At 70.6% G+C, this 12,476-nt stretch carries 3 protein-coding genes; 2 read left to right on the forward strand and 1 reads right to left on the reverse strand.

Annotation, left to right across the window (positions count from 1 at the left end; genetic code table 11):
• Positions 1-3: 3 nt before the first annotated feature.
• Positions 4-9,675 (reverse strand): polymorphic toxin-type HINT domain-containing protein, encoded by a 9,672-nt coding sequence (locus Saso_RS27855; protein WP_189924230.1) that lies wholly within the window; start codon positions 9,673-9,675, stop codon positions 4-6.
• A gap of 272 nt (positions 9,676-9,947) precedes the next feature.
• Here Saso_RS27855 and Saso_RS27860 point away from each other — a divergent pair, with 272 nt between their 5' ends.
• Positions 9,948-10,283 carry a hypothetical protein gene (locus Saso_RS27860; protein ID WP_189924228.1) on the forward strand — a complete coding sequence of 112 codons (336 nt, stop codon included), beginning with the start codon at positions 9,948-9,950 and terminating at the stop codon, positions 10,281-10,283.
• 23 nt (positions 10,284-10,306) lie between these two features.
• The gene (locus Saso_RS27865) at positions 10,307-12,292 is read left to right on the forward strand and encodes a tachylectin-related carbohydrate-binding protein (protein WP_189924226.1); all 1,986 of its coding nucleotides are present in this window, start codon (positions 10,307-10,309) and stop codon (positions 12,290-12,292) included.
• The last annotated feature ends 184 nt before the right edge of the window (positions 12,293-12,476 follow it).

A 12,476-nucleotide genomic window follows, 5' to 3' on the forward strand; every position in this document is an offset into this window, starting at 1 on the left:
CTGTCAACCGATGTCGAAGTACGTGTCCCTGATGCCGAGCCGGGACATGACCTGCTGGCAAGAATCGCACCCGGGCAGGAGTTCCCTGTTGCGGGCGTTGCCGAAGGGCTTGTGCACCATGGCGAGGCTCCGGCTCCCGCGGATCGTGTCCCCGGCCTCGAGTGCCTGGGTGATGCAGCCGATCTCGGCGCAGCCGGCGTGGTGGTCCGTCTGGTTCACCACCCTGCGCAGCACCAGCGGCAGGTTCGACTTGTCGTGGTCGGACCGGTTGCGGCTGAGGTCGAAGTACGTGTTGCCCTCGGGCGTCCAGAGCGCGCTGGCCGCCCCCTCGTTCTTGCCGGGTCCGAGCCGTCGCAGGTCCGTGTAGGCCCGCAGTGGGCAGAAGAGCGGATTCTTGCGGGCGCTCTCGTTGTGGACGAGCACGGTCGCGGCGCCGGCCCGGACGAAGTACGTGTGGGCCGTGTCGACCGTGAGGTTGTGGACGGCTGCCTGCTGGGTCCAGGCGGTGACCGCGTCCACGCGGACCCAGGAGCCGGAGCCGGTGCGCAGCCACTGGCCGGGCTTCAGCTCGCCGGCCTTCAGCCACTTCCGCAGGTCCGGGACCCAGAAGGGGTGGCCCTCGGTCGCGGTGATCGTGCCGGTGGCGTGACCCGCGTCGCCGTCCGTGTCGATCGTGAGCCTGACGAGGTGCTTCTCCCCCTTGCCCTCGATCGTGCCGGTGACCTTCTGCTTCGAGGTCTCGCCGGTCGTCGGGTCGGTGGCGAGGACCTCGTCGCCCTCCTCTACCTTCTCGATCGGTTTGCGGCTGCCGTCGGCCATCACGACCTCGGTGCCGGGCACGAAACTGTTGCCGGTGGCGAGGGAGGCCACGTCCCGGGCGGTGGAGACGCAGTCCGCCACCGACTCGGCCTCTTCGAGGACCTTCTTGCCCTTCTCCGCCGCCTTCGCGATCTCGTCGGCGTACTTCGCCGCCTTCGCCGCCATCCGCCCGGCCTTCGCCGCCCGGACCGCCGCCGCGCCCGCGCCGCCGAGGACGATGCCGCCCACGGTCGCCGCCGCCCAGGCGCAGGACTCCATGTCGCCCGTGGTGACGCAGTTCTTGATGTCGTTGAAGCCGGTGACGTCGCCGACGATGTTGCCGACCGCCTTGACGTCGTCCCAGACCTCGCCCCAGTCGACCGCGTCCGAGACGGTCTCCACGACGCTGCCGACCTGCTTGACGACCTCGTCGCGGATGGCGTCGGCGGCCCTGGCCGCGTCGGCGACCACCTGGACGGCCGCGCCGACGACGATCGCCGGGAGGTTCGGGTCGGCCGTGACGATGGCCTTGCCGATGGCGATCAGCGGTTTGGTGGCCGCGAGGACCGCCGGGATCGGGTTGTGCCGCGCCGCGAACGAGGCGGCCTGTCTGGCCTTCTTCGTGAGGTAGACCTTGGCCTGGTAGGCGGCCCTGGCGGCCTGTCTCGCCTTCTCGCGGGCCCATTCGGTGACGCCGGTCTTCTGGCCGACCCACTTGACGGCGTCGACGGTGGCGTCGACGACCGTCTTCAGACCCGACTTGCGGTAGACCCAGTTGGCGGCCTTGCCGACGTAGCTCAGCGCCAGCCTGAAGGCGGCCCCCGGGTTGTTCCACGCCCACTGCACGCCGTGCCACACCGACTGGGCGGTCTTGGAGACGTACCCCACGCCTTGGCGCAGCTTCTTGCCGGTCCAGCTCACGGCCTTCTTGCACCAGCCGCAGCTCGGCCAGTGGCCGTCGGGGTCGGAGTAGTCCAGCGGGGCGCCGGCGCCGTAGGTGTAGCGGTTGGCCAGGATCGAGGCGCCGGAGCCGTAGTCGTAGGAGTCCCGGGAGTCGAACGTGCCGGTCCCCGGGTCGTACCAGCGGGCCCCCATGGCGACCTGGCCGGTGTCCGGGTCGGTCCAGTCGCCCTGGTACCCCGCGTTGCCGTGCAGTCCGTCCGTGCCGAGCACCTTGCCGAACGGGTCGAAGGCGGTGGACTCGTCCAGGGCGGACGCGGCGCCGTTCGCCGCGGACATGGCGCCGACGACGTCGCCGTGCCGGTCGTCCAGGGTGAGCCGGGCCGTACCGCCGTTCTCGGCGATCGAGAGGAGTTCGTCCGCCGCGCCCCGGCCGTAGGTGGAGTTCTGGTCCTTGACGGGGTCGGGGGCGAAGCCCGCGTAGGAGAAGCCCACGCCGTTGCGGTCCGCCGTGCGGTCCAGCGAGTCGTAGGTGTACGTGGTCCCGGACTCGCCCGCCTTCACCAGCCGGTCGAAGGCGTCGAAGGTGAAGTCCTCCTTCAGACCGGAGCTGGTGCGTGAGGCGAGCGTGCCGCGCGAGGTGTAGTCGTAGGTGTAGTCGCCGTCGGACAGCAGCCGGTTGCGCTGGTCGAAGGTGGCGGTCTTGGCGCCGTTGCGCACCCGGTTGCCGCTGTCGTCCCAGCCGTACGCCGTCGTCGTGCCGTCGGCCGTCCAGGAGGTGAGGCGGCCGGCCTGGTCGTAACCGTAGGTGCTGGTACCGGCCTTGGCGGTGCCGACCGTGGTCTTGGACGCCAGCCGGTCGTTGGTGTCGTAGCCGTAGTCGGTGGAGGCCATCGTCCGGCCGGCGCTGTTCTTGAGCGTGTCGGTGTCGAGGCGGCCCAGTTCGTCGTAGGTGAAGCCGCGGGACTGGCCCGCGCCGTAGTCGATCTGCTTGATCGCGCCGGCGCCGTCGTAGGTGTAGCTCTGCCGGACTCCGGTCAGCGGGTCGGTCGCCGAGGTGAGCTGCTGTTTCGCGTAGCTGAAGCCCGCGGTGCCGGCCGCGTCGGTGCGGCTGGTGAGCAGGCCGTCGTTGTCGTAGGTGTACGTCGCGTCGCCGGACGGGCCGGTCGCCTTCAGCAGCGCGCCCCGGTCGTCGTACTCGTAGGTGTCGTCGCCCTTCGGGGAGGAGGCCCGGACGAGCCGGCCCGCCGGGTCGTAGCCGAACCGCTTCTCGGGTGTCGTGACGCCGGCGCCCGTGCCGGTCTCGCGCACGCGCTGTCCGGCCTTGTCGTACTCGCGCTCGCGGACCACGTCGCCCGGCGCGGTGAGTCTCACGGCCTGGCCGTCGGCGTCGTACGCGTTCGTCCAGGTGCGGGCCGCCAAGGACGGGTCGCGGTCGGTCGCCGGTTCGATCACCGACTCGGCGAGACCGAGGGTGTTGAAGGTGTAGACGGTGGAATTGCCGCGGCCGTCGGTGTAGCGGGTGCGGTTGCCCAGCGCGTCGTACCCGAAGGACGTGGTGAGGGACTTGGTGTCCGAGACCGGCTCGGTCTGGCTGGTCAGCCGGTTGAGGGCGTCGTAGGCGTAGGTCGTCGTGCGGTTCAGCGGGTTGGTGGAGCCGATCAGGTTGCCGGCCTTGTCGTAGGAATAACTGACCTTGCGCAGCTGGCTGTTGAACGGGTCCAGGTCCTGGTCCTGGACGAGCTGGCCGAGCTGGTCGTAGATCTTCGCCGAGGCGCGGCCCATGCCGTCCGTGCGGCGCACCTCGCGGCCCGAGGCGTCGTAGCCGAGCTGGGTGACGACACCGCTCGGCTCCTGGAGCCGGGTCAGCTGGCTGAGGTTGTCGTACGTGAACTGGCTGGTGGCGCCGCTCGGTGCGGTCTGGCGCACCACGTTGCCGGAGTCGTCGTACTCGCTGCGGGTGGTGAACGCGCCCGGCTGCGGCCTGCGTTCGATCTGGGTGGTGGTGACCGGCCGGTCCAGGTCGTCGTACGTCGTCTCGGCGCGGGCGCCGTTCGGGTCGGTGACGGACAGCACCTCGCCGGTGCGGGTGTAGGTGTACTTCCACTGGCCGCGCTCGTCGTCCGTGCCGACGGGCACGTCCTTGACCGTGACCCGGTTCTGGCGGTCGTACCGGAACCTGGTGACACGGCCGAGCGGGTCGGTGCTCTCGGTGACGTTGCCGAGCGCGTCGTACGTGCTGGTGACGGTCGGCGCGACGGTCTTGGTGGACCCGGGCGCGGTGTAGGAGGGCGCGGTCGCGGTGACCGCGCGGCCCAGCCGGTCGTAGGCGGTGCGGTTGACGTTGCCGAGCGCGTCGACCGACTCCGTGACCGCGCCGAAGGTGTCGTGACCGGTGAACGTCGTGGGCCGTGAGGTGACGGGGGCGGCGCCGCCGGACTCGGTCCGCACGGCGGGCGCGGTCACGGAGGCCGCCCGGCCCAGCTCGTCGTACCCGTACTCGGTGGTGTTGCCCGCCGGGTCCGTCCTGGAGGTGGTGAGCCCGCGGTCGTCGTAGGTGTAGTCGGTGGTCCGCGAGTCGGTGCCGTTCTCGACCGTCTCGTGCAGGACGTTGCCCGCGTCGTCGTACTCGTAGCGCACGGAGTCGCCGCTGACGCTCACCGGCCAGGGGACGTTGGAGGGCGCGCCGCCGGAGGCCGTCGTCAGCACGTTGCCGGCGGGGTCGTAGGTGTACGTCGTGCGCCGCGCGAGTCCGTCGGGGTCCATGACCTCGGACTTCACCCGGCCGACGGAGTCGTAGGTGTACGCGGTGACGAGCTTGCCGTTGCCGCTCGTCTCGGTCAGGACGTTGCCGGCGCCGTCGTAGGTGCTGGACTCCACGACGACGTCGCGCTTGGTGCCGTCGGGGTTGTGGAAGTCCTTGAGCGTGATCGACCTGACCAGGTCGTCGCCGTAGTACTGGTAGACCAGCGAGCGGCCCATGGAGTCGGTGTGCCGGGCGAGCCGGCCGCCCATGTCGTAGGCGTACGACTGGAGGACGGTGAAGTCCGGGTCCCCGCCGTCGTCGTCCCCGTCGCGCAGGCGGGTCTCGGCCATCATGTTGCGCGCGGTGTAGACGTAGTCGTAGTGGTTGCCGCCCGCGTCCACCATCGACGTCTTGTTGCCGAACACGTCGTAGACGTACGAGGTCTCGTTGCCCTCGGCGTCGGTGACCCGCTCCGGGCGGCCGTGGTCGTCGAGGTCGAAGGTCATCACCCGCGCGGCGTCGCCGCCCAGCAGGTCGCCGATCTCGGTGCGCACCACGTTGCCGTCGGCGTCGTAGTCCGTGGTGGTGCGCTGCTGGTGCCGGCCGGAGGTGACGGCGTTGGTCGCCGCGGGGTCGGTGAGGGTGCGGACCCGGGAGAGCTTGTCGTAGGTGAAGGTGGACGTGGTGCCGGCGGGCTGGGCGTCGGTGACGACGGTCTCGGCCAGCTTGCGGCCCAGCGTGTCGTACGTGTACTTGGTGACGGCGCCGGACGGATCGGTCACCCAGGCCAGGTCGCCGTTCTTGTAGTACTGGTAGCGGGTGATCTTGCCGCGGGGGTCGGCGGTGGTGAGCGGCAGGCCGGTCGGGGTGTTGCCGCCGCCGACGGCCGGTTCGGCGCCGGTGGTGTAGGTGTTCCTGGCCGTGCCGCCGTCGGGCGCCGTCTGGGTGAGCAGCGCGCCGTTGGTGTTGTAGGTGTACTTGGTGAGGAAGCGGTCGTCGGTGGGGCCGGTCGAGCGGCCGTCGCGGGTCTCGGAGGGCTGGTCGCCGCGCAGGTCGAGGTCGCCGGCCGGGGTCGGGTAGGTGGTGTACGAGGTCTGGCAGTCTCCGGCCGAGCGGCAGGTCGTCCGGCTGGTCACATTGCCGCGGGCGTCGTAGCCGAGGGTGACCTTCTCGCCGTTCTCGCTGGTGATCCCGGTCTGGAAGCCGTTGTCGTCGTAGGTGAAGGAGCGGATGGCGACCCCGTCGACCGGGTACCGGACGAAGTCCGGCCCGTCGCCGCCGTGTCCGGGCGGATTGGTGCAGAAGGCCGGGTCGCCGGGATCGGGCTGGGTGCAGACCTCGCCGGGGCCGGTCGTCGACGGGGACGGGGATCCGGTGCCGGACTCGCGGGCGCCGAGGGCCATGGGCTCGCCGTAGCGCAGCAGCCGCGACGACAGCCCGTCGTACTCGTAGAAGTAGGGGGCGTCCATCGGGTCGCGGACCTCGACGGTGCGGCGCAGGTCCCTGTCGTTGCCGAAGACGGCGGGTGTGCCGATCCGCCAGGTGCCGCCGTTGCGGTCGGTGTACTCGCGGACGCGGTCGCGGGCGGTGTCGTACTGGACCTCGGAGGCGGTGCGGCCGCTGGGCAGGGTCGTCCGGGTCAGGACGTCGGCGGTGCGGCCGCCCTCCCGGTAGTGGGCGGTGACGGCCGCCGTGCCCAGCGGGTGATGGTAGACGGCGACGTCGTCGATGGTGCCCGCGAAGGACCTGGCGGCGGTCGTTCCCCAGCCCGGCCAGGAGGCGGGTGCGCTGGCGTGGGCGGCGCCGATCTGGTTGTGGGTGAGGGTGGTCTGCGACGGCTGCTTGCCCGTGAGGGTCCCGGAGAGCCGGCCGTCCAGGTAGAGGCTCTGGCCGGAGCCGGAGAGCGAGAGCACCGCGTGGTGCCACTGGCCGTCGTTGACGTTCTTGGTGGTGTCGGTGATCGGCGCGGCGGTGCCGGTCCAGAACTGGCCGCGGAGCTTGCCGTCGGTGCCGACGTACAGCAGCGGGACACCGGTGCCGGGCGTGGTGCCCCAGGCCTTGTCCTGGTACCCGGCGAGCGGGCCGCCGACGCCACCGGCGATGGTCTTGAACCACACCTCCACCGCCGCGTCACGGCTCTTCTTCAGCGTGCCGGCGGGCAGGTCGACGCGTGAGCCGGCGCCGTCGAAGGACGCGGCGGTGCCGGGGTCGCCGGTGATCGCGCCCGCGGCCTTCAGGGTGACGTTCTGGTAGGTCCCGCGGTCCTTGCCGAGGTTGGCCTCGTTGGCGCTGCCGGCCGCGGTGCCCTCCTCCTCGCCGAGGCGCCAGTAGGACTCGGGGCGGGAGTCGAGCACGGTGGTCGCGTAGTGGCTGCCGGTGCCGTAGCCGTACTGGGTGCAGCCGTTCAGCGGGTCGCAGACCCGGTCCAGCAGATCGCCGGTGTAGCTGTACGCCCAGGCCAGCGGGGCGCCGTCGACGGCGGTCGTCCGGACCCCGGTGACGTGCGCGCCGGTCCAGGTGAAGGTCAGCGAGCGGGAGGTGCGGTTGTTGGTCGCGGTCGTGAGCCGGCCGGCGCTGTAGGTGTAGGTGACCGAATTGGAGTACGCGTCGGTGGTCCTGGACAGGAGGCCGGTCGTGCTGAAGTCGTACGTCGTCCCGGACTTGTCCTGGAGCGAGTAGCCGCCCGTCGCGGAATCGGGGGTCAGCTTGGCGAAGCGGCCGGGCGGCGGGGCGTACGTGCCGTCCGCGTTCTTGCCGAAGCGCACGTCCTGGCCGTCGGGGTAGCGGATGACGACGTTGCCGCTGCCGTCGTCGTCCGGGGTGAGCCGCATGTCGAAACGGGTCGTCCAGCCCGCGCCGAAGGCGAGGTCACGCCGTGGGTCGAGGCTGTTGTAGGTGCGGATCACCGTCAGGTCGGGGCCGACCCCGGCGAGGGACGCGTCGGTCGCGCTGGAGGTGAAGTTGCCGACGTTGGGGTCGAACTCCTTGCCCTGCGCGCCGGAGAGCCGCGAGGTGATCTCGGGCTGCGGAACGGCGGCGACCAGCGCCACCTGCTGGGTGGGCACCTCGTTGGACGCGTCCTTGACGAAGCCGCGCCACAGATAGGTCTTGCCCCACTTCAGCCGTCCGGAGGGCACCGGGTAGGCCGAGCCCGTCTGGTAGGCGGAGGTGGTGCAGGCGGCCGGCTTGCCGTCCTTGTCCGACTCGCAGATCTCGAACTTGTACTGGAGCGTGGAGCCGGGGGGCGCGTCGATGTCGGTGCCGGCCGCCCACAGCTGCGGGGTCAGCGTCTGGGCCTGGTAGCCGTTGGGCGGGAACTGCTCCTTGACCACCGGCGCGATGTCGAAGACCTGGATGGTGAGGCGGCCCGGCGGCACCTGCTCGTCCGTGAAGACCTTGCCGCCCTGGCGCACCATCGTGAAGTCGAGCAGGTAGACGCCCGGCGGGAGGGCCTTGATGGTGGCGTCGACCGTCGCCTTGGCGCCGTGCGCCACGTTCCCGGTGAGACTGCCCGCCCGCTGCTGTGTGACCAGCTTGCCCTTCTTGTCGTAGGCGCGGTAGGCGAGGTAGTAGGTGGACGGCGTCCAGGTCTCGGCGCCCTTGTTGGTGACGGCGACCTTGACCTTCCCGGCCTGGTTCTGGAGCACCGGCGGGTCGGGGACAGGCTTGGGGAAGCTGTAGGAGGCGTTGTACGGGGAGTGGGTGACGTACAGCTTGGGCGGGTTGGCCGTGGCGTGGCCGGTGAACTTCTTGTACGCGAGCGCGTCGGTGGCCGAAGCCCGCAGGGACAGGCCGTAGTTGGCCTGGGTGCCGTCGACCCAGCGCTGCACCAGGTCGCGGCCGCCCTTGCCGAGGTCGAAGAGCTCACCGGCGGTGGGGCAGGCGGAGTTCGCCTGGCCGAGGCCTATGTAGCCGTAGGCGAAGGACTTCGAGGCGAGGGCGCCGCCGACCGGCGGGCCGGGGTAGGCGGTTCCGGTGCCGGCGGTCCACGCCCCGGTCACGGGATGCACCGAGACCGAACGCGGTTTGCAGGAGGCCGAGTCGAAGTTCACGACCTGGAGCTGCACGCCGAAGATCTGGTGGTTCCTGAGCTCCTCGTCGAGGCCGGGGAAGCCGAGGTAGGCGGCGGAGGCGCCGTCGGGGCCCTTGCCTACTTGGAGTTCGCCGGAGCCGACGACGGATCCGCCGCCGCGGACCGTCATGGAGGTGGAGGCGGAGGTGGTGTCGACGGAGGGGTCGAGGCGGACGGGGTAGACCCGGGCCGGGTCGGCGAGCCAGTCCCGGTCGGCGGTCACCTTCAGGGCCTGGCCGCCGTCCGGCAGCGGCACGAGCGTGTAGGTCACGGCGTGCGAGACGGCGTGGTCGGTGTCCTCCATGAACCCGGCCGGGACGACGGCGCGGGTACGGCCCCGGGCGTCGGTCAGCAGAATCGATCCGCCGTCGGCCTCGGCGGTGAGGCCCCGCAGGTGGAGCGGGAAGACGAAGCTGTTCGGGGCGGTGGCGGACTTCAGGACGAGGGTCTCCTTGACCCCGCCGGCCTGCGAGTCGAGCCAGAGGTCGGTCCCGGGGAACACCTGGGGGTAGGCGACCCGGGCGCCGTCCGCGGCGCCCGCCACCGGGGCGGCGCCGCTCAGTCCGTAGCCGAAGGACTCGCCGGACGGCAGGGTGACGGAGGCGACCTGGTCGGCGTCGGCCCGTCGGGCCAGGCGCAGGTCCACGGAGTCGGCGGTGTTCGCCCAGCCGCCGTCGCGCTCGACCAGGCCGCTGTCGATGGGCTGCCAGGTGCCGTTCCGGTCACGGTAGTTGACCGGGTCGGTGGAGATCTCGCTGGTGCGGGTGCCGTCCTCGTTGGCGTACGTACGGCTGTCGGCGTCCCGTTCGGAGACGATCTCCTTGCTCGTCGCGCGGTCGAAGCCCTTGACCCGCGCGGGGGCCGGCGTGCCGACCTCGACCGTGTTCTTGCGGACCGCGGGCCGGGCGGCGGGCGGGCTCTTCAGCGGGTACGTGGCGCGCAGGGAGCGCGGCGCGTCGTCGTTGCGCTTGCCACCCGATAAGTGGCTGAGGCCCTCGGCACTGCCCCAGCGCTGGCCGGGCCCCTCGGCGGGGGCCGGCTCCCCGGGGAAGAGCGGGATGCCCATCCCCGCGACGGCGAGCGAACCGACGGCGATGACCGCGATCACCGCGAGTGCGACGGCCTTGCCCCAACCGGAGCGCAGGAGTCTTGCGACCAAGAACTTGCGCGCGAGTGTCCGGTACGTCGGCACGGCCCCCCCAGGACGAAAAACGATCAGATGTGAGCCTGACGGTTCACCGGAGCCTTTGTCGACTCGTTGCCCAGTCCATTCATCTGAGCGTTATCCCATCGTGATCATCTCCCTTAGGCCCCGAACGTAGGCTTCCTGACCGCCAGTTACGGATCGGGCTCACGGGGGACTTCCGCCGGAAGCCACGAAACGGGCTGCTCCGGAACCCTTTGTTCGACGGAAGGACGCGACGAATCCACATGGCATTAACTCCATACCGCAGAGCCGACCTGCCGATCTCGGTGGCTGCGGCCGGTGAGCTTCTTCAACGCACGCGGGTCGATTCGCTGACCGGTTCGGTCTTCTCCCCCTACCCGAGGGTGGGCACGGTCCGAGGGCCGTACCGAATCGTGCTCGCCGGCCCGGACGGGCAGTGCATGCTCATGCCGGACGGCACCTGCCGGGCGCGCCGCACGGGGTGCGGCACCCGAGGCGTGGCCCCCCGGCACATCGGCGCCGACCTCGTGCCCCGCGTCCTGTGCGCCGACGGCGGGTCCCTGGCTCGCGCCGCGTGCAGCCTGTCCGCGGCCCGCTGACACCCCTTCCGAAAGGACCGACCATGACCTTCTTCTCGCACGCCGGAGCAGCTCGCCTCACGGCCATGGCGGTGGCCGCACTGCCGCTGGTCATCGCCGTGCCGGGTACGGCGCACGCAGCCGATGCCGCGACCTGCAGGACCAACGGCCCGACGTACGGCGTGAACAGCGCCGGCTCCCTGCTGGAGTACAAGCTCAAGTCGCCCGTCAACGGCGCCGGCGGATTCATCAGCCCCACCACGATCGGCTCCAGCTGGGACACCTATCCGCTGGTCGTCTCCGGCCCGGACGGTAAGTTCTACCTGCTCAAGTCGGACGGCACCTGGTACGGCCGACGTGACGTCAGCACCGGCACCTGGGCGGTGAGTCCCAGGAAGATCACGACCGCCTTCGGCTGGCTGGCCGATGCCGCGGACCGCAACCAGGTGACCGTGGACCGCTCCGGCCGCATGTGGGTGCTGCTCGACAACGGCAGCCTGTACTCGTACAAGTACGACGGCTCGGGCGGCGCCTGGACGCCAGCCGACACGAGTTTCCTCCATGACACGGGCTGGAACCGCTACGACCTGATCACCGCCGCGGACGACGGTGTGATCTACGGCCGTGCCGCGTCGGACGGCAAGCTCTACCGCTCCCGCTTCGACGCCACGAGCCAGCGTTGGATCGAGCGCCACGTGCTGGTCAGCTCCAGCGACTGGCGCCCGTTCAAGAGCATCACGTCCAACGGCGGCGACACCCTGATGGGTGTCCAGAGCTCCACCGGCCAGCTCTTCTACTACCGCTTCGACGAGAACACCAGGACCTGGCCGGTGAACCGGGTCGAGATCGGCACCGCCGGCTGGCAAAACCTGCTCAGCGTCTCGGGCGCTCCGGACAACTGTGGCATCGTCGCGAGCCACACGCCCGCGTCTCCCGCCCTCCCACTCGAGTCGTACAGCCGGAGCTCGGTGATGCAGTCCTCCACCGGATCCATCGAGTTCGCCTACACCGACAACATCGGACGGCTCGTGCACGGACGCATGGCCGACCCGTCCGACGTCAACGGCGTGCAGTGGACCACCGTCTCCGGCAACGAGGCGTTCACCGGTCAGCCGTCGCTCGTCGAGCAGGCGGACGGAAGGATCTCGGTCACCGCGCACAACACCTCGGGCAGCGTCTGGCAGCGCAACCAGGTCGCCAAGTCCAGTGCGGACTGGGCGGCCTGGAACGACCAGGCCGGAGCGATGCAGCAGCACGCCACCACCGCGAAGCTGCCCTCCGGGCAGCTGGTGCAGTTCGCGGCCGACGCGAACGGCGCACCCTGGTACCGCCAGCAGGCCTCGGCCAACGGCGACTTCCTGGGCTGGCTGCCGCTGTCCGGCACAGGCTTCTCCGGTCCGTTCACGGCCGTGACGGTGCGGGACGGCCTCCAGCTGCTCGGCAGGAATGCCTCCGGCGTCCTGAGCACCGCGCTGTTCAAGGCGGACGGCACACTTTCCGCCTGGGCTTCGATCGGCGCGCAGGCCATCTCCGGCACCCCGTCCGCCGTGGTCTACCCTGGTTACCGCATCCGCCTCTTCGCGACCGACAGGAACGGCGCAGTCATCACCGCCTCCCAGTCCGTCGAAGGCGGAGCGTACAGCGACTGGACGCAGGTGGCCGGGCTCACCGTGCAGGGCTCCCCCAGCGCTGTGATCTCCCCACTGACCGGCCTCACCGAGGTCGTCGTCCGCGGCACCGACGGCTACATCCACAACACCGGCGAGACCATCCAGGGCAGCGGCGTGTGGCGCGCCTGGCAGCAGACGAGCTTCGAGACCTCCGCCACCGAGCCCACGGCCGTCACCTATACCAACGCCAACGGCCCGACCTGGGCGTACTCCTTCCGCACCGCGGACAACCAGACCCGGTTCTACGCGGTCCAGCAAACCGCGTCCCTCTCCGCCATGAAAGCCACTCAGGAGGCCCCGGACTTCACGGGTCGCGGCCTCCCCACGGCTGACGGGCACCACCCCGAACCCCGTAGGTGATCACCGCGTCCGGGGAGGGGTATCCCACCTCCCCGGACGCGCCCGCCTTCCGTCCCCCCGGCACCCGCGCCTGGAGACGAGTTGCCCTGCCCGCGCCTGGCCGTCAAGACAATATTCCGTCAACCGGGCATGAATAAGAGCCAGTTGATTCGACCGTTCACCTTCAAGATCCGTTAATGGAGAT

It is taken from the genome of Streptomyces asoensis, assembly GCF_016860545.1.
GTDB lineage: Bacteria > Actinomycetota > Actinomycetes > Streptomycetales > Streptomycetaceae > Streptomyces > Streptomyces asoensis.